Below are 16,276 nucleotides of genomic sequence, written 5' to 3'. Positions count from 1 at the left end.
AAAGTCCGGCACGGATGGAACATCACAGGCAGGACATCGACATGAGCGATTTCTACTGGCGCAAGGCAGGGCGGGGCGTTGCTGTGCTGGCCGGGCTGACGCTGGGTGCAGGCTGCACCGATACTCCCTACACCGCTCCGATCTTTCCCTTCATGGCCTCCTACAAGACGCAGGCCGACAGCGTGCCACGTGTGCTGGAGAATCTGGACTGGTGGCGGAACTTCAAGGACCCGACGCTGGACCGGCTGGTCGATCAGGCGCTTTCGGGCAGCCTCAGCCTTGATCTGGCGCGGGAGCGTGTGATCGAGGCCCGCGCCGCGCGCGACACCCTGCCCCAGGCGGCCAATCTGTCACCAAGCGTTCGGGTGCAGCGCGAACAGCAGGATGGCGGGCCGGATATCACCCGGTCAGAGGCGGCGCTTGGCTTTGACTGGCTGCTGGATATCTATGGCGCCCGCCGCGCGCAGGTCGAAGCTGCGGGCGCCCGTTTGGCCGTGGCGGATGCGGAACTGGACGCCGCCCGCCTGCTGCTTTTGCTGAATCTGACAAATGCCTATGTCGATCTGCGTTTCCAGCAGACCAGTCTGCGCCTGCGCCACACCGAACTGCGCTCGCGCCGCCAGACGCTCGACCTGATCGACACGCTGGTCAAGGGCGACGCGGCCACGCGGATCGACCTTGTGCGCGCGCAGGCTCTTGTGGCCGAGACCCGCGCGACCATTCCGGGGCTGGAGGCGGCCATCGCCGCGCTCAAGTCCGAAATCGCCGTCCTGTCGGGGCGAATCCCGGGACAACCCGGTCTTGATCTGGACAGCCGGGCCAGCCAGCCGCGGGTGGCAATGTCGCCACAGGTCGGCATCCCAGCCGACCTGCTGCGCAACCGACCCGATATCCGCGTTGCCGAACGCAGTTACTATGCCGCGCTGCGGGACGTGAAGGTTGCCAGTGCCGCGCTCTATCCGCAATTGTCATTGGGCGGGACAATCAGCCTTGCCTCTTTGTCAGGCGACCGCAACACGGATTACATCTTCGGCCCGGCCCTGCGCCTGCCGCTTCTGCCCACTGGCGCCGCAAGAGCGACGGTGGAACTGCGTGAATCGAGGGTGCGGCAGGCCCATACCGCATGGCGTCTGGCCGTGCTTGAAGCGATCGGAGACGTCGAAAGCGCGCTGGGCGACTATCATGCCAGCGTCAGGGCCCGCAGCGCCTCGGAAGAAACCGTGCGCCTGTATACCGAGGCCGTTCGCCTGACCCGCGACAGCGTCAACCGGGACGGCGGCACGATCCGCGACCTGATCGACGCCGAACAGAACCTTGCCGTGGCAAATGCGGGCCTTGCCAATGCCTTGCGGCAGGTCGGACGCAGCTACATCGCCCTCAACGTCAATCTTGGCGCAGGCAACAGCTACGGCGCCATGATGGCGGCGGCGGACTGAGCCAGGTCCGCCGGGTTTGGGGATGCCGTCATTGAGCGGTTGCATCCGGACGGCGGGGCTGCTCAACTTCGGCAAAGGTCATGTGCCGACCTGCTTGTTTGGTAACGAGGATCATCTGTGTGGCGGATGTTTACATCACCGGCGCGTCCGGGGTTCTGGGCGCTGAACTGACCCTTCATCTGATGCAGGATACCGGCTCCAGCCTCCGGGCCGTCTCGCGAAAGCCCTGCCCCCTTTTGCCAACCGATCATCCCGCGCAGATCATCGTTGACAGCCTCTTTGACGCGAACTGGTTCACGCATGGGCACAGGCAGGCGACCATCCTGCATTGCGCCGGGCTGTCCGATCCACGGCAGCATTTCCCCAGTGTGGCAACCCTCACTCAGGACCATATCCAACCGCATATCGCCATGATCGAGGCTCTGCTCACCCGTGGCTGGCGCGGTCGGCTGATCTTCCTTTCCTCGGGTGGCACAGTCTATGGCAACCCGCTGCGTCTGCCGATCCCCGAGACGCATCCCACCGCCCCGATCAGCCACTATGGTCTGCACAAACTTCTGCTGGAACATGCGATGGCGCATCTTGCGATCACCCGCGGGTTCGAACTGATCATCCTGCGCGTATCCAACCCCTATGGCAGCACGCTCACCAAGCCGAACCAGGGCGTCATCCCGATCCTGTTCCGCGCCTATCACACCGACAGCCTCTTCCAGATCATTGGCGACGGCGCGGCCTTGCGGGACTATCTCCATATCACCGATCTGTGCCGCGCCGTCTCGCTCTGCCTGAACCACCAGATGCAGAATCCCGTCCTGACCCTGAACATCGGCAGCGGCACCGGCACCACGCTTGCCGCACTGATCACATTGATCGGCGATCTTACGCATCAACGGCTGCGCACCCGCCACATCCCGGCAATCCATGACGTCCACTCCAACGTCCTGTGCAATCGTCGCGCGGAAACGGTGCTGGGCTGGCAGCCGCAAGTTCCCCTGCGCGAAGGATTGCACCGCCATGTCACCCGCGGCGATCCGCCAGCCCTGTGAACGACATCCCGGCCAACATGGCGCGCAGGTCACAGGCAAGAGCCCCAACGTCTTTCGGCCAATCCGGACCTTGTGCATGATACGATCACGCCTCACGTCCGAAAGAACCGGTGGCAGCCACGCCCCGCCGCCTTGGCCCGGTATAGCGCCGCATCCGCATCCGCCATCATCCGGGTCCGGTCGCCCGGCGCGTAGTCGCCCGACAGCACCGTGCCGATACTGCAGGCGATCCGGCAGATATCCGCCCCATAAGGGATCGGCGCGCCAAGCCTGTCGATGATCCGCATGGCGATCCCGTCAAGCTGGGCCCTGTCCTGCAACGCGGGAAAGAGCAGCACGAACTCATCCCCGCCGATCCGGGCCACCGTGTCACCGCCGCGCGTCTCCTCGGTCAGCACGGATGCGACATGGCGCAAGACATGATCGCCAGCCGCATGGCCCAGCGTGTCATTGACCGCCTTGAACCGGTCCAGATCCAGATGCATCAGACCAAAGCCCTCACGGCTCTGGTGCAGGCGGGACAATCGCTGATCAAGCGCGCGCCTGTTCGCCAGACCGGTCAGCATATCGGTCAGCGCCTGTTCCTCGGCCGCGACCATGGCCCCGCGCAGCCGTTGATTCAGCTTGCGGCTTTCCTCCATCGCGGCGGATTTTGCCTCGAACAGATACAGCATCTCGACGGTCATGTCGGTCGGCGCGAAATCCGCACTGCTCAACGCGTAATCCTTGACCGCATCCAGTATCGAGATCCCGAAGGACAGGTTCAGCACCATCCCCGACGGGCTGCGGACTAGACATCCCTTGAAGGCAGTGCCGGGACCGTCACGCAACATCAGGCGCAGGGTGCATCCCTCGGCCCGCCACAGATCGGCAAGCAGGCGGATACCGCGCGGCCGTGTCACGGTGAACAGGTCCAGAAACGGACGACCCGGCATGGCAGCGGTCTGTAACCGCTGCAGGGTCGGGCCAACATGCGCGATCTGGCCTTTTTGGTCGATCAGCAGGTGCATCGGGCAGAGCACATCCAGCATCTGACAAAGCCCGTCCGGCCAGCCCATCTTGTCGGCATGCGGCGCATCGGGCCCGTCGGCCAAGCCATCGCCCGGCCCGCGGACCGCCTCATCCTGTCGCCCCGCCTGCATCCTTTGCGACACCGACCGCCCCGCCACCATGGGTCAACCCGCCCGCCGGCCCAGCGCAAAATCACGCCCCGTGCTGAAGCACCGCTCGACCAGCGTGATCTCGATCACCTCGGCACCGGCCTGATGCCCCGCATGATCCAGCACGACAAGCGCGCCATAGTCATCGGCCATGCCGCGCAACACCCCCATCATGACGTGGCCGAACCCGGTCATCGCCCGGTCCTGCCGATAGGGTGCACCGGTCAGACATCGCAACGAGAAACGATCGGCGGCATGCTCCTGCAATTCCAGTTGCGGCAGTTCCAGATCGGCCACGGCCAGCCTTGCCCGATCCCGCAGATCATCCAGCGAGTGCAGGAAATCGACAAACCCCTCGCCACCGAAGCGCAGCAGGCGGCGCAAGGCACCGACATTGGGATGCGACACCAGATAGGTGCCCATATCCTCCAGCAGTTCCGCCTGTGGTCGGGCCATGACATGGGCCGCTGAGTCCAGCACCTGTCGCGTCACCACGGGGTCCTCGCTCAACATCGCAGCAAGGCCCGCCCCGTCCAGACCAGCACCGCGCGCCACGTCGGCCCAGATATCGCTGCCCTGCGTATCGGTCACAAAACACTGTATCGCCCTGTTGAACAGCCCGTGCATGACACATCCTTTCCCTCGCTCCGGCCAGTCTGGCCGCGAAGGATTAAGATTCAGGCAATATCCTCAATTTGAAGAATATTCCCGCGCCAGGCCCGTCTTCTTCTTGCGCCAAATATCCTCGGGGGGGCGTTCAGCGCAGCTGGACGCGGGGGGCAGACAGCCCCCCTTCCCGCATCATTTGCGGGTCAGAAATCCGTGGGCGCGCCACCTTCGGCCTTGCGGCGGCTGACAAAGGACAAAAGCTCCTCATGCACGGCGACATCCATGGGCGGGGCCTCGAATTCCGCCATGATCTGGCGATAGATCGCGTGCGCACGCTCATGGGTCCACACGGCCCCCGCGATATCCCAGGCCTCGTAGTTGCGCCAATCCGACAGAAACGGCTGATAGAACGCCTTCTCGTAACGGTCCTGCGTGTGCTGGATGCCGAAGAAATGCCCGTTCGGCCCGACCTCGCGGATCGCCTCCAATGCCAGATCCTCGGGCGTCGTGGCAAAGGTCTCCGGCTCCATATAACGCTGGATCTGCTGCAAGACCTCGCAATCCATCACGAATTTCTCGGGGCTGGCGATCAGCCCGCCCTCCAGCCAGCCCGCCGCGTGATAGACCATATGCGTGCCCGACTGCACCGCCGCCCACAGGCTGTTCGATGTCTCCCACATCGACTGGCCATCGGGCACATTGGCCGCACACACCCCCGAAGACCGCAGCGGCAGGCCGTAGAACCGCGCCAATTGCCCGGTCATCTGCGTGGCGCGCATGTATTCGGGCGTGCCAAAGGCAGGCGCGCCGGATTTCATGTCCACATTCGACGTGAAGGTGCCGATGGCGCAGGGCGCGCCGGGGCGCACCCATTGCGCCAACGCCACGGCACACAGCGCCTCGGCCAGACTTTGCGCCACCGCGCCCGCCATGGTCACCGGCGCCATCGCCCCGGCTAGCGTGAAAGGCGTCACCACCAGCCCCTGCCCCCGCCGCGCCAGCCGCAGCCACCCGTCCAGCATCGGAATGTCGTGCTTGAGCGGCGAGGTCGAGTTGATATTCGTGAACATCCGCGGGCTGGCGTCGAATTCCTCGTGGCTCAGACCGCCCGCGATGCGGACCATCTCCATCACATCCTCGACCCGTTCCTTGCCCAGACTATAGGCATGGGCGACCTTGTCGGTCAGGGTCAGCGTGTCATAAAGCACATCCAGATGCCGGACCGAGGCGTGCACGTCCACAGGCTCCACCGGATAGCCGCCGATGAAATGGATGCAGTTGAAATACTGGCTGAGTTTCAGCAGATCCCGGCACATCTCGCGCGTGCCCGACAGTTTGCGCCCCGTCGCCATGTCCCAGTAATTGGGGGGCGAGGACACATTGCCGAACAGGATGTGATCGCCGCCGATGGTCAACTGGCGCGCCGGGTTGCGCGGGGTGATCGTCCACTGACGGGGCGCGCGGCCGATCATCTCCATCACGAAGTCGCGGCCCATACGCACGTTCTCGCCCTGCACGGTGCAGCCCGCCTCGCGCAGGATCTCCAGTGCCTCGAGGTTCAGGAACTCGATCCCGATCTCTTCAAGGATGTACATCGCCGCCTCGTGGATGCGCTGCACGCCCTCCTCGGTCAACGGCGCGATGGGGCGGTCCTGATTGACCGGCAGACGCCATGGCATCTGCTCGATGGTGGCCGTGCCGCGTCGCGTGGCGGCACCGGCCCGCCCGCCGCTGCGTTTCCTGCGCTGTACCTCGTCGGACATTTGGGCCTCCTGTCTCTCAGGTGGCCAGCAAACTACCGCCAAGGGCAACGCGCCTTTCCGATTGCGACGACAATGGGTCGCTTTTCGAGATTGCACCCCGCAACGCGACCCGTTGACCGGGTTCAGGCCACCAGCCAGGCCGGGATATGGCCGATATCGGGCAGCACCGCATCGGCCATCGGGGCCAGATCCGCGGCAAGGGCCGTGCCCGTCAGCACGCCCAGAGTCTGCATCCCGGCGCGCCGCCCGGCCAGCAGATCATGGTGACTGTCGCCCACCATCACCACCCGGTCAGGTGACAGCCCGGTTCTTGAGCAAAAGGCCAGCAGGGGAGCGGGGTCGGGTTTCGCCCCATGCCCGCTGTCGAACCCGGCCACAAAGGCGAAATGCGCCAGCACTCCGGCGCTGGTCAGATGCGCCAGCGCCCCGGCTTCGGTGTCATTGGTGATGACGCCCAGCGCCAGACCCCGCGCGGCCAGCCCCGTCAGATAGGGGTCAAGCGGAACGACCGGCACAAGCGGCGCCACGGCGGCACGCGCGCTTAGAAAAGCCTCGATGGATTCGATGGACCGCCCCGGCAGGGCCGAACCAATCGCCTCGGCGGCCTCGCGGTTGGTGCCGGCGATGATGGGGCTTTCCGGCAGAAAGGCGCGATTGACCAGATCGAACACCGCCGCATCGGCGATCCGCCGCGCCAGCGCCGAATCCCCGCCCGACAATTCCTCGATCACGCCCAGCGCCCAGACATCCCATGTCGCACGGAAATCGAACAGCGTGCCGTCCTTGTCGAAAATGATACCATCCACCCGCATGTGCCCTGCCCCGTTGTTGCGATCCGCCCCCTTGTCGGGCCTGCGCTAAAGTGGCGATGTGACGGGCCCCTGACAAGCCCTGCCCGTGCTTGACTTTCACGCCCCGATCCTGTGCCTTGGCGCGCATGGATACCACCGGACCTTACCGCCTGCACACCTCGCTGGGCTATCATCTCTCGGTTGCCGCCCGTCAGCAGGAACGGCGGCTGGATGAGGCGCTCAAGACGCTTGGCCTGACCCGCACCACCTGGTGCGTGCTGCTGGCCGTGGGCAATGAGGGGCTGTCGCAGCCCTCGGATATCGCAGGTTTCGTGGGCATCGACCGCACCGCCACCAGCCGCGCCCTGCGCCAGATGGAGGCGGATGGCCTTCTGGCCCGCTCCAGCGGAACCGAGGACCGGCGCACCCGGCGCGTGGAGCTGACCGACAAGGGCTGTGAGGCGATCCGCGCCGCGACCCCCTTTGCAAGGGCCAATGCCGCGATCATGGCCGAACAGCTTGACGCAGGCGAGCAGGACATGCTGATCCGCCTGCTGGCCAAACTGCGCCCCGCGGATGACGCGCCGCTCAACACGCTCTGACAGCCAGCGGCCTCAGGTCCAGTGCATCTGTGCCCCGCCCGGCAAGGCCGCGCGGGCACGCATCGGCGCGTCATAGGGCATGTTCACCGAGTCGCAAAAGGCGATGACCCAGGCATCTTCCAGCATCAGGAAATCCAGCAACGCCCCCAGAAAGGCCGGGTCACCCGCACCTGCGCGCAGATCGTCGATCGAGGCCCCGCTGGCCCCCATGAACTGGCCCAGCACCTCGTCATTGCCGGCCATCCAGCCCAGCGCCTGAATGGCAAGGGTTTCGGCCTGTTCCTGCTCGGATCTCATTTTCACGCTTCCGGAAAGAGTTTCTTAACCCTTCGAGTAGTAACTGGATCAAGGCGAGAGGCAAGTGGCCCCCCGCAGCCTCAACACTCGGCTCAGCAAGGCGCGACCCCATGCCCGGCAGAATACTGATCGTGGACGATATCCCCACCAACCGTATCCTGCTCAGGGCGCGGCTGGCTGCGGCTTTCTATGACGTGATGCAGGCCAGCACCGGGGCCGAGGCGCTGGAGCTGTTGGCACGCCAGCCCCCCGATCTGGTTCTGATCAGCGCCCGGCTTGGCGATTGCGACAGTCTTGCCCTGTGTCGGGCGATCACCGGCCCGTCCGGGCCGCAGGCACCGGACAGCCAGACCCAGCCCGCCGCCCCGGGCGACGCGGCGCGGATCACCCGCCCGCCGGTGCTGATGCTGACCGCCCAGACCGACCATCATCTGCGCCTGAACGCGCTGGCCGCCGGGGCCGAGGATGTGCTGGCCTTTCCGCTGGATGACATGCTGTTGCAGGCCCGCCTGCGCAGCCTGATGCGGGTGGGCGATGCGGTGCAGGAAACCCATCTGCGCGAAGGCACCAGCCGCACGCTGGGCTTTGCCGATGCCGCACGGGACTATGCACCGCCGCCCCGCATCTGCATCCTGTCGGATGCGGCAGACCCGGATGTGCCATGGGGCAACGATCTGGATGGCATGGGGCTGGGTCAGATCACGCGGCATGACAGCCGCAGCTTCCTGCGCGACGTGGCGCCGGGCGACACGCCCGATCTCTGCGTCCTCGTGATGGACCGGCCACTGATCTCGCCCAGCCTGCGCTTGCTGTCCGAACTGCGCGCCCACCCCGAAACGCGGCACGCAGCGGCCCTGGTGATCCTGCCGGAACCGGACAACCATACCGCCGCCGATGCGCTGGATCTGGGGGCCGGGGATGTGGTCGCAGGTCCCTGCGCCGGGACGGAACTGGCCTTGCGGATTGCCAAGCTGATCCGACGCAAACGCATGGCCGATGACCTGCGCAGCACGCTGCGCGACGGGTTGCGCGCGGCAGTGACGGACCCGCTGACCGGGCTCTACAACCGCCGCTACGCCCTGCCCCATCTGGCGCGACTGGCCAACCACGCCACGCAGAGCGGGCGGCATTTTGCCGTGATGCTGGCCGATCTGGACCATTTCAAGGGGATCAACGACCGCTTCGGTCATGCCGCAGGCGATGCCGTTCTGGTCGAGGTGGCGCGGCGCCTGCGGTCCAACCTGCGCGCCGTCGATCTGGTTGCGCGTATCGGCGGAGAGGAGTTTTTGATCGCCCTGCCCGACACCAACCGGACCGAGGCGCGGGTGGCCGCACGCCGCCTGTGCCGGATCATCGCACAGGATCCGTTCGACCTGCCCAGCCACGCCATGCCCCAACATGTCACGGTCAGCATTGGTGTGGCGATGGGGCACCGGCTGCCCCGGTTGCAGGACGCGCTGGATGATCCGCTGACCGATACCGTGCAGCGTCTTCTGGATCGTGCGGATCAGGCCCTTTACGGGGCCAAGGCCTGCGGACGCAATCAGGTGACCATCAGCAATACAGCCGCCTGACCCGCGCCGCCATCAATCAGTCGAACCGTCACGCGCGCGGGTCCGCCCTTCGCGCCATGACGCAAGACGCTCATCCAGCCTGTCGGCAAAGGCCGCGCGTTCGGCCGCGCTCATCCCGTCGATCCGGTCCAGAAGCAAGGCCTGTCCCATATGCTGGCGCGCCATGCCCGCCTCGAATTGCCGCCCGACAATGGCGCGCACCTGCGCCGCGTCATAGGGCTCGGCCCGCAGCGCCGCGACCACTGCCTCGAACTCGGCCCGGATCTCGGCGCGGCTGGGCCGCCCCTCGCGGTGCAGGCTGCGCATCTCGCGCCAGATGGCGCGCCGGTCTTCACGGGTCAGTGCACTGGTATAGGGTCCGCCGAACTGATCCGCCTTGCTGCGGCGATGATCCGACATGTCGCCATGGCGCAGCACCGCCCCGATCGCCAGCCCCGCAACCGCCACGTTCAGCGCAAGCGAGACGAACAGAAGCCCCTTGATCCACCCGCGCAACGGGGCACGGGTGGCTGGCTGTGGTGTCTGGGGGTCTGTGGGAAATGTCATGTTCAGCCCTCGCTCAGGTCCATGGCGATGTCGAAATCCAGCTCCGGCATCAGATCGACAAGATAGGCGTCACCCGGCTGCCCCAGCAGGGCCGCCGTCAGATCGCCCAGACCCGTCGCCGCACCGATCCCGATGGCCAGCCCCATCACCCCGGCTGTCGCCAGCCCGCCGATGGCAGGCCAGCCGCCCAGGGCCTCGCGCAGCTGCGCCAGCAGACCGGGGCGCGCAACACGCCCCCGGACAGAGGTGGCCTGCACGGCCCGCGCATCCTCAAGAACACGCGCCATCAACGCCGGGGACGGCTCCGGGGCCATGCGACGGGCCGCGCCGAAGAAATCCTCCAACGGGTCGGTCTCGGGCGGGTGCTGTCTATGATCAGTCATCGTGATACCCCAGTTCTGCGCGACGACCCGACAGGGCCGCACTCAACGCGCGCTTGCCCCGGGCGATCAGACTTTCGACCGCCTCGGCGCTGATGTCCATGATCCCGGCAATCTCGGGATTGCCCAGACCTTCGATATGGCGCAGGACCACCGCCTGCCGCTGCCGCTCGGGCAGCGCCGCCAATGCCGCCTGCAAGGCCGCAGCCCGGGCTGCATCCTGCAAACCCTCGGCGGCACTGGGTGCCCCGTCCTCTGGCTCGGGCACCGAGTCGAGCGCCACCCCGCGCCGCTTGCGCAGCCGGTCGGTCGCCAGATTGGCCGTCACGCGGTATAGCCAAGTGGACACCTTGGCCTCGCCCGCGCGCCACTCCGGCGCGATCCGCCACAGGCGCAGCATGGCCTCCTGGGCGACGTCCTCGGCCTCGGCCCGGTCGCCCAGCAACCGCATCGCATGGGCAAAGACGCGCGGCGTCAACCGCAGCGTCAAGACACGCGCCGCCTCGTCATCGCCAGCGGCAAAGCGGCGGAGCAGGATGTGGTCGTCCACGTCCGACTGGGCGTCAAAGGGCATCTGCATGGTCCTTACGGCCTATCCTGTCCCCGTCCTTGCGGCAATCAAAAGCCCGCAACGCAGGGTCGGACGGGCGGTATCAGGGGCGGGTCGACCCACCCCTGACCCAGCGACGATCAGTCGGCGTCGCGACCGCGTCCGTGATCACCCCCATGGCCTTTGCCATGGCCGCCGCGATGTTCGGCCCAGCGGGCACGCGCTTGCTCCATCTCCTCGCGCGAGATCGCGCCGTCCTCGTCCTTGTCCAGACGCGACAGCATCCGCTCGAACCGGTCACCGTTCCGGGGTCCGGCGCGCATTTCCTCGACCGACAGCTTGCCATCGTCATCGGCATCCATCATCTCGATCATACGGGTGCTGCGCTCCTGCATCCGGGCGGTGGCCTGCGCCAGCATATGCGCCTGCATCTCTGCGGCATCAATGAACCCGTCGCCATTGGCATCCGCCGCGCCGAAACGGGCATCGGCATGGGCCTTCATCTCGTCTGCAGTGATCTTGCCATCGCTGTCGGTGTCGATCTCATCGAAAGGCATCATCGCCCCCCGTTCGCCCATGACGCCACCCATATGGCCACCCATACCGGCCTTGCCATGGGAGGCGGCCACACCGACCACTGCGGTTCCGGCCAGTGCAAGGGCGGTCAGCCCCGAAATCAGAACGGCACGTTTCATCTTGTTCTCTCCAGTTGTCTTGGGTTGCGAAGCACCGGCCCTTTGCCCGTGTTCTGCATCTGTTACGCGCCGCCGCCGGGCTTCCGTCGCAGCAGGCGCATGTTTTTTTGGCACAGGCGTCACCACACTCTGCCCGCCAGCGAAATTTTGCGACATGAGGACGCGGTGCCCGGATCGGCGCTTCCAACCCTGGCGGAAAAGGCAGACAGTCCGCCCTTGTCCGAATCCGAGGCCCCCATGCTCGACCACATGCACGAAACCGCCGACGCGCCCAGCCGCGACATCACCGCAGACAGCAACGCGCCCCAACGCGAAACATGGCCCGCAATGTGGAAGGGCTGGCGCGGCAAATGCCCCAATTGCGGCAGCGGCCCGCTGCTCAGCGGCTATCTGACGGTGCGCAAGTCCTGCCCTGTCTGCCGCGAGGAATTGCATCACCACCGCGCCGATGATGGTCCGGCCTATCTGACGATCCTGTTCGTGGGACATCTGATGGCCCCGATGCTGCTTTTCGTATTCGAGACATGGCGCCCCGAGCCGCTGATCCTCTTCACCATCTTCGCCCTTGGATCTGTCGCGCTCTCGCTCTACCTTCTGCCCAGATTGAAAGGGGCGATCGTAGGCCTGCAATGGGCCCGGCTGATGTATGGTTTCGGCAAGGCCGCGTGACCCTTTCACCGTGAAGGGAACGCCATGACCATCGACAAGACCGCCATCCGCAATGCCTCGACCGTGATCGTGCTGCGCGACCGCCATCGCGATCCGCATGTCCTGATGGGGCAGCGCGGCTCAAGCGCGGCCTTCATGCCCGACAAATTCGTCTTTCCGGGCGGAGCGGTGGATGACGCGGATCGCGCGGTGCCCCTTGTCACGCCGCTGCCCGATCTCTGCGCCGGGCGGCTCTGCGATGACGCGCCTGCGGATCTCGCCCATGCCCTCGCCGCCGCCGCCATCCGCGAACTGTGGGAGGAGACAGGATTGGTCCTCGGCGCCAAGGGCCTCTGGACCAGCCCGCCCCCGGATTGGCAGACCTTCGCCGCCACCGGCCACATGCCTGCCGCCCATCCGTTGCAATTCGTCTTCCGCGCCGTGACCCCACCGGGCCGCCCCCGCCGCTTCGACGCGCGCTTCTTTCTGGTGGATGCCGACGATCTGGCCTCGGACCCCGATGATTTCAGCGCTGCCTGCGACGAGCTTTCACATCTGCAATGGATACCGCTGCCGCGTGTGCGCGAATTCGACCTGCCCTTCATCACCGAAGTGGTTCTGGCCGAGGTCGCGGCCCGCGCGCGTGAGACCGAACCGCCCGCCTCTGTGCCCTTCTTCAAGAACAGCGAAGAGGAAAGCCTCTTCCTGCGTCTTAAAGGAATAGGACCAATGACAGGACGCTCGCACTGATCAGCGCGATGCCCACCGCCTCGCGCCGGGTGAATTTCTCGTTGAAGAACAGGATGGACGCGGCCAGCGAGAAGATCAGCTCGACCTGCCCCACCGCCTTGACATAGGCCACGTTCTGCAAGGTGAAGGCGGTGAACCAGCACAGGCTTCCGGCCATCGAGGTCAGCCCGATCCAGACCGCGCGACGCCAGACACACACGACCGCACGGATCTGCCCCGGCTCGCGCCAGCGCAGCCAGAGCGTCATCGCGATGGTCTGCGACGCGGTCACCGCTGCCAGCGTCACCATCGCCCGCAGGAAGGGATCATCGCTGGCCAGTTCCAGCGACGCCCCGCGATAGGCCACGCTCGACACCGCGAACAACGCCCCCGCCAGCAGCCCCAGCCCCGCCGCGCGTGACGCCAGACGCCGCAGCCAGTTCCCGGTCAGCCCCGGCGTGCCCGACAGGACCAGCACTCCCACCAGCCCCAGCAGGATCGCCGCCAGTCCTGCAGGCGTCACCGCCTCGCCCAATACCAGCAGCCCGGCAAAGGCGGTCAGCACAACTTCGGTATTCTTGAAGGTGATCCCCACCGCAAAATTGCGCTCGCGGAACAGGGCCACCACGCAGATCGTGGCCAGGATCTGCCCCAGCCCGCCCAGCAGCGCATAAACCCAGAACAGCCCCGACAGCGCCGGCATCGGCACACCGCGCAGAGCCAGATAGACCGCGACCAGCAGCAGCAGCAAGGGCGAGGAATAGATGAACCGCGCAAAGGTCGCGCCCGCCGTGGACAAGGCCCCCATACTCAGCTGTTTTTGCAGCATGAATCGCGCGGTCTGAAACCCCGCAGCAAGGACAGTGGCGATGACCCATGTTTCCATGGGCGCTGTCATGCCCGCAAATCAGGGGCGACGCCAGAGGGGATGTGGCACCGGATCCTTGGCCTTGAACAGATAACGGCGAAACACCTCGGCATAAGAGCGGAACATGTAGCCGTCATTGCGGGCCAGATACCGCGCGCGGTTCGCGAAATAGAGGGCCGGCAAGCGATACCACGGCAGCTTGGGATGCATGTGATGCACCACATGCAGGTTGTTGTTCAGAAACAGGAACGCCAGCAGGCCACGATCCTCGATGATCACAGTGCGGCCACGTGCGCGCAGATGGGCCTGATGCTCCAGAAACGTGCGGATCTTCAGGATCGACAGCGCCGCATAGCTGGACAGCAGGAAGGCCCAGACCGGCATCTGCCCCAGCGCCGCCATCCAGAACACCACCAGACCCAGCGCCGGGATATGGCACAGCCACCCGCGCAAGACCGCCCTGTCGCCACCCCGGATTGCGCGCCAATCGCCCGCCATGAAGGCCACCTGCCCCACCAGCGGACCGATCAGCAACCGCCCGATCAGCCGGTTGTTCAGGTTCAGGATTGCCTGTGTCACGGGTGACAGCCGCTCCCAGACTCCGGCGTCCAGATAATTGCTCTCGGGATCGTCATAGGGATCGGTCAGGATCGAATCCTGATGATGCGCCAGATGAGTGTCGCGAAAGCGCAGATAGGGAATCCACAGCGTCAGCGCCGGAAACACAAGCGCCTCGTTCAACCACCTGGCCCGCGTCGGATGCCCGTGCAGCGCTTCATGGCAAAGCGAGGAATGCAGCGCTGCCGCCAGCGCGACCATCACCATGCCCAAGGGCAGGAACCAGCCCGCCGCCAAGGTGGTGCCGATTCCCCAGACCGCATAACATATCCCCAGAAGGGTCAGCGTCGGCCATTCGACCGCCCGAGCCCCAGCGCGAAACGAGGTATTGCCCATATCTGACTGACTTCTTTGCATTTCCCCAGACCTACGCCGCCGCAGGCCCTGTGTGTATTCTGAATATGATTAACAATTCTCGACAAATGTGATAAAGATCACCAAATGAGAGATATTATCGACAAACGCCAGCGCGCCACACAATTCCGCCAGCGCCTCGCCACCGCGATGGAACGCCGGAGCCTGAGCCAGAGCGCCTTGGCCCGCCAGATCGGCGTGGATCGCTCGACCGTGTCGCAGCTTCTGTCCGATACCGGCGCGCGTCTTCCCAATGCGCAGGTGGTGGGCGAATGCGCCGCCGCTCTCGGCGTGTCGGCAGACTGGCTTTTGTCACTGTCCGACAGGCCCGAAAGCGCCGCCGACCTGCTGGCCACATCGCTCTCGCTGACCGAAGCGCCGCGCGCATTGGTGGATGAACAGATCTTCAGCTGGCACCGCGAGGCGGCGGGCTACAAGATCCGCCACGTCCCCGCTGGCCTGCCCGACATGCTCAAGACACATAGCCTGCTGGACTGGGAATATACCCCCCATCTGGGCCGCACGACGGAACAGGCGATCAACGCCTCGCAGGACCGGCTGAACTGGATGCGCGGGGCCCATTCCGATTACGAGATCGCCCTGCCCCTGCACGAGATGGAAAGCTTCGCCCTCGGCACCGGCTACTACACCGGTCTGTCAGAGGCGATCCGGATCGAACAGATCGACCGCTTCCTTGACCTGCACCGGCAATTCTATCCGGGCCTGCGCCTCTATCTTTTCGATGCGCGCCGCGTCTATTCCGCGCCGATAACGATCTTCGGCCCTCTGCTGGCCGTGCTCTATATCGGACGCAACTATGTGGCCTTCCGCGACAGTGAAAGGGTGCAGGCCTTCACCAAGCATTTCGACCATCTGGTGCGCGAAGCCAGCATCTCGGCCCGCGATCTGACCACCCATCTGCAAGACCTGCGCGCGCGCATTCAATAACCAAGGCGCGCCGACTTCATCTTGCCATAAATACTCAAATCCGCGCCTTAGCGGGCATTTTGCAACCGTGCCAAGTCATAGCCATACCAGTCCAAAATCTCACGCGCCGCGCGCAGACGGTCGGGCGCAGATATCGCGCTGCGATCCAGAATGAACGCCTGCGACCCCGACGGCGTGCCCAGAACGGCGGTGCGGAACCCCTCATCCACCCAAAGCACCCACAGAGCCTCGCCCTCAGGTGCCACCGGGCGCAAGCGTCCGGGTCCCTCCAGCGCATAGACGCGCCGCACTGCCGCGCCATCCGGCCCCGTCACATCGGCCACGATCTGCCCGGTCGTGGCGCGTCGGTAAAGATGCCGCTCTGCCGTCACCACCTGCTCCGGCGTTGCGAAAGCGGCAATCTGCACCCATTCACCCAGAAACCGCTCCGTCTCGAACCGCTGGGTCGAGGCGAAGGGCGCGCTTGTGTCACGAAATCCCTCGCCCTTGGGGGGCGGGGCCGCACAGGCTGCCAGCAAGACCAGCGCCAGCAGGCCAAGGCGCAGACGGATGGCAAGGATGGGCATCAGAACTCCTGTCAGGGCAGAGCAGCGCATCGCCGCCCCGCACCCTAGGGGCGCGCGCCCCTGTCGCGCAAGGCGATACCTGTCGATCGGCAAGGC

The 16,276-nt window shown here is 65.6% G+C and carries 19 protein-coding genes; 7 read left to right on the top strand and 12 right to left on the bottom strand.

Going from position 1 to position 16,276, the window contains the following annotated elements; genetic code table 11:
- The first annotated feature begins 41 nt into the window (after positions 1–41).
- Both PVW27_RS13090 and PVW27_RS13085 read left to right on the top strand, forming a co-directional pair.
- Positions 42–1,436 carry an efflux transporter outer membrane subunit gene (locus PVW27_RS13090; protein ID WP_274558374.1) on the top strand — a complete coding sequence of 465 codons (1,395 nt, stop codon included), beginning with the start codon at positions 42–44 and terminating at the stop codon, positions 1,434–1,436.
- A 119-nt stretch (positions 1,437–1,555) separates the two neighbouring features.
- The gene (locus PVW27_RS13085; RefSeq protein WP_274558373.1) at positions 1,556–2,482 is read left to right on the top strand and encodes an NAD-dependent epimerase/dehydratase family protein; all 927 of its coding nucleotides are present in this window, start codon (positions 1,556–1,558) and stop codon (positions 2,480–2,482) included.
- A gap of 92 nt (positions 2,483–2,574) precedes the next feature.
- On the opposite strand, the gene PVW27_RS13080 is transcribed toward PVW27_RS13085, so the two are convergent.
- The 4 genes from PVW27_RS13080 to PVW27_RS13065 all read right to left on the bottom strand — a co-directional run bounded on the left by PVW27_RS13080 (position 2,575) and on the right by PVW27_RS13065 (position 6,826).
- The gene (locus PVW27_RS13080) at positions 2,575–3,654 is read right to left on the bottom strand and encodes a GGDEF domain-containing protein (RefSeq protein ID WP_274558372.1); all 1,080 of its coding nucleotides are present in this window, start codon (positions 3,652–3,654) and stop codon (positions 2,575–2,577) included.
- 3 nt (positions 3,655–3,657) lie between these two features.
- Positions 3,658–4,269 carry a heme NO-binding domain-containing protein gene (locus PVW27_RS13075; protein ID WP_274558371.1) on the bottom strand — a complete coding sequence of 204 codons (612 nt, stop codon included), beginning with the start codon at positions 4,267–4,269 and terminating at the stop codon, positions 3,658–3,660.
- Between the two features lie 185 nt (positions 4,270–4,454).
- The gene (locus PVW27_RS13070) at positions 4,455–6,014 is read right to left on the bottom strand and encodes a trimethylamine methyltransferase family protein (RefSeq protein ID WP_274558370.1); all 1,560 of its coding nucleotides are present in this window, start codon (positions 6,012–6,014) and stop codon (positions 4,455–4,457) included.
- Between the two features lie 122 nt (positions 6,015–6,136).
- Positions 6,137–6,826, bottom strand: coding sequence for an HAD family hydrolase (locus PVW27_RS13065; RefSeq protein WP_274558369.1), 690 nt, complete (start codon positions 6,824–6,826; stop codon positions 6,137–6,139).
- Positions 6,827–6,951: 125 nt separating this feature from the next.
- On the opposite strand from PVW27_RS13065, the gene PVW27_RS13060 reads away from it, so the two are divergent.
- Positions 6,952–7,407, top strand: coding sequence for a MarR family winged helix-turn-helix transcriptional regulator (locus tag PVW27_RS13060; protein WP_274558368.1), 456 nt, complete (start codon positions 6,952–6,954; stop codon positions 7,405–7,407).
- Positions 7,408–7,419: 12 nt separating this feature from the next.
- Here PVW27_RS13060 and PVW27_RS13055 read toward each other — a convergent pair whose 3' ends face one another.
- Complete coding sequence (locus tag PVW27_RS13055; RefSeq protein WP_274558367.1) at positions 7,420–7,704, bottom strand: DUF3572 domain-containing protein; 285 nt, start codon at positions 7,702–7,704, stop codon at positions 7,420–7,422.
- A gap of 110 nt (positions 7,705–7,814) precedes the next feature.
- Here PVW27_RS13055 and PVW27_RS13050 point away from each other — a divergent pair, with 110 nt between their 5' ends.
- Complete coding sequence (locus tag PVW27_RS13050) at positions 7,815–9,278, top strand: diguanylate cyclase (RefSeq protein ID WP_274558366.1); 1,464 nt, start codon at positions 7,815–7,817, stop codon at positions 9,276–9,278.
- Positions 9,279–9,290: 12 nt separating this feature from the next.
- Here the strand turns inward: PVW27_RS13050 and PVW27_RS13045 are convergent, their stop codons facing one another.
- The 4 genes from PVW27_RS13045 to PVW27_RS13030 form a co-directional block, all read right to left on the bottom strand.
- Positions 9,291–9,824, bottom strand: a complete 534-nt coding sequence (locus PVW27_RS13045; protein ID WP_274558365.1) for a periplasmic heavy metal sensor — start codon at positions 9,822–9,824, stop codon at positions 9,291–9,293.
- A gap of 2 nt (positions 9,825–9,826) precedes the next feature.
- The gene (locus PVW27_RS13040) at positions 9,827–10,207 is read right to left on the bottom strand and encodes a hypothetical protein (protein WP_274558363.1); all 381 of its coding nucleotides are present in this window, start codon (positions 10,205–10,207) and stop codon (positions 9,827–9,829) included.
- Complete coding sequence (locus PVW27_RS13035; RefSeq protein ID WP_274558362.1) at positions 10,200–10,784, bottom strand: RNA polymerase sigma factor; 585 nt, start codon at positions 10,782–10,784, stop codon at positions 10,200–10,202. Before PVW27_RS13035 ends, PVW27_RS13040 begins: the two co-directional genes overlap by 8 nt.
- A 110-nt stretch (positions 10,785–10,894) precedes the next feature.
- Positions 10,895–11,449: an EF-hand domain-containing protein gene (locus PVW27_RS13030; protein WP_274558360.1), complete on the bottom strand. Its 555-nt coding sequence runs from the start codon at positions 11,447–11,449 to the stop codon at positions 10,895–10,897.
- A 249-nt stretch (positions 11,450–11,698) separates the two neighbouring features.
- Here PVW27_RS13030 and PVW27_RS13025 point away from each other — a divergent pair, with 249 nt between their 5' ends.
- Both PVW27_RS13025 and PVW27_RS13020 read left to right on the top strand, forming a co-directional pair.
- The gene (locus tag PVW27_RS13025; RefSeq protein ID WP_432762079.1) at positions 11,699–12,118 is read left to right on the top strand and encodes a DUF983 domain-containing protein; all 420 of its coding nucleotides are present in this window, start codon (positions 11,699–11,701) and stop codon (positions 12,116–12,118) included.
- Between the two features lie 24 nt (positions 12,119–12,142).
- On the top strand, positions 12,143–12,847 hold the full coding sequence (locus tag PVW27_RS13020; protein WP_274558358.1) for an NUDIX hydrolase: 705 nt from the start codon (positions 12,143–12,145) through the stop codon (positions 12,845–12,847).
- Here the strand turns inward: PVW27_RS13020 and PVW27_RS13015 are convergent.
- The gene (locus PVW27_RS13015; RefSeq protein WP_274558357.1) at positions 12,810–13,712 is read right to left on the bottom strand and encodes an EamA family transporter; all 903 of its coding nucleotides are present in this window, start codon (positions 13,710–13,712) and stop codon (positions 12,810–12,812) included. The genes PVW27_RS13020 and PVW27_RS13015 overlap by 38 nt on opposite strands.
- A 21-nt stretch (positions 13,713–13,733) precedes the next feature.
- A complete protein-coding gene (locus tag PVW27_RS13010; RefSeq protein WP_274558355.1) occupies positions 13,734–14,648 on the bottom strand; it encodes a fatty acid desaturase in 915 nt (304 codons plus the stop codon).
- 105 nt (positions 14,649–14,753) lie between these two features.
- Here PVW27_RS13010 and PVW27_RS13005 point away from each other — a divergent pair, with 105 nt between their 5' ends.
- The gene (locus tag PVW27_RS13005) at positions 14,754–15,614 is read left to right on the top strand and encodes a helix-turn-helix domain-containing protein (protein WP_274558354.1); all 861 of its coding nucleotides are present in this window, start codon (positions 14,754–14,756) and stop codon (positions 15,612–15,614) included.
- Positions 15,615–15,661: 47 nt separating this feature from the next.
- On the opposite strand, the gene PVW27_RS13000 is transcribed toward PVW27_RS13005, so the two are convergent.
- Positions 15,662–16,180, bottom strand: a complete 519-nt coding sequence (locus PVW27_RS13000; protein WP_274558352.1) for a lipocalin family protein — start codon at positions 16,178–16,180, stop codon at positions 15,662–15,664.
- Positions 16,181–16,276: the final 96 nt, after the last annotated feature.

The organism is Seohaeicola sp. 4SK31, assembly GCF_028802875.1.
Taxonomy (GTDB): Bacteria; Pseudomonadota; Alphaproteobacteria; order Rhodobacterales; family Rhodobacteraceae; genus Seohaeicola.
The sequence above is the reverse complement of the archived record's forward strand: the minus strand, read 5'-3'. Positions and strand labels throughout refer to the sequence as shown.

What these genes read in the sequence shown, in the direction of transcription:
- PVW27_RS13075 (WP_274558371.1), bottom strand. Translation starts at nt 4,269, where the DNA reads ATGCACGGGCTGTTCAACAGGGCGATACAGTGTTTTGTGACCGATACG.
- PVW27_RS13015 (WP_274558357.1), bottom strand. Translation starts at nt 13,712, where the DNA reads ATGGAAACATGGGTCATCGCCACTGTCCTTGCTGCGGGGTTTCAGACC.
- PVW27_RS13005 (WP_274558354.1), top strand. Translation starts at nt 14,754, where the DNA reads ATGAGAGATATTATCGACAAACGCCAGCGCGCCACACAATTCCGCCAG.
- PVW27_RS13000 (WP_274558352.1), bottom strand. Translation starts at nt 16,180, where the DNA reads ATGCCCATCCTTGCCATCCGTCTGCGCCTTGGCCTGCTGGCGCTGGTC.
- PVW27_RS13090 (WP_274558374.1), top strand. Translation starts at nt 42, where the DNA reads ATGAGCGATTTCTACTGGCGCAAGGCAGGGCGGGGCGTTGCTGTGCTG.
- PVW27_RS13040 (WP_274558363.1), bottom strand. Translation starts at nt 10,207, where the DNA reads ATGACTGATCATAGACAGCACCCGCCCGAGACCGACCCGTTGGAGGAT.
- PVW27_RS13060 (WP_274558368.1), top strand. Translation starts at nt 6,952, where the DNA reads ATGGATACCACCGGACCTTACCGCCTGCACACCTCGCTGGGCTATCAT.
- PVW27_RS13025 (WP_432762079.1), top strand. Translation starts at nt 11,699, where the DNA reads ATGCACGAAACCGCCGACGCGCCCAGCCGCGACATCACCGCAGACAGC.
- PVW27_RS13055 (WP_274558367.1), bottom strand. Translation starts at nt 7,704, where the DNA reads ATGAGATCCGAGCAGGAACAGGCCGAAACCCTTGCCATTCAGGCGCTG.
- PVW27_RS13050 (WP_274558366.1), top strand. Translation starts at nt 7,815, where the DNA reads ATGCCCGGCAGAATACTGATCGTGGACGATATCCCCACCAACCGTATC.
- PVW27_RS13065 (WP_274558369.1), bottom strand. Translation starts at nt 6,826, where the DNA reads ATGCGGGTGGATGGTATCATTTTCGACAAGGACGGCACGCTGTTCGAT.
- PVW27_RS13070 (WP_274558370.1), bottom strand. Translation starts at nt 6,014, where the DNA reads ATGTCCGACGAGGTACAGCGCAGGAAACGCAGCGGCGGGCGGGCCGGT.
- PVW27_RS13080 (WP_274558372.1), bottom strand. Translation starts at nt 3,654, where the DNA reads ATGGTGGCGGGGCGGTCGGTGTCGCAAAGGATGCAGGCGGGGCGACAG.
- PVW27_RS13045 (WP_274558365.1), bottom strand. Translation starts at nt 9,824, where the DNA reads ATGACATTTCCCACAGACCCCCAGACACCACAGCCAGCCACCCGTGCC.
- PVW27_RS13010 (WP_274558355.1), bottom strand. Translation starts at nt 14,648, where the DNA reads ATGGGCAATACCTCGTTTCGCGCTGGGGCTCGGGCGGTCGAATGGCCG.
- PVW27_RS13035 (WP_274558362.1), bottom strand. Translation starts at nt 10,784, where the DNA reads ATGCAGATGCCCTTTGACGCCCAGTCGGACGTGGACGACCACATCCTG.
- PVW27_RS13030 (WP_274558360.1), bottom strand. Translation starts at nt 11,449, where the DNA reads ATGAAACGTGCCGTTCTGATTTCGGGGCTGACCGCCCTTGCACTGGCC.
- PVW27_RS13020 (WP_274558358.1), top strand. Translation starts at nt 12,143, where the DNA reads ATGACCATCGACAAGACCGCCATCCGCAATGCCTCGACCGTGATCGTG.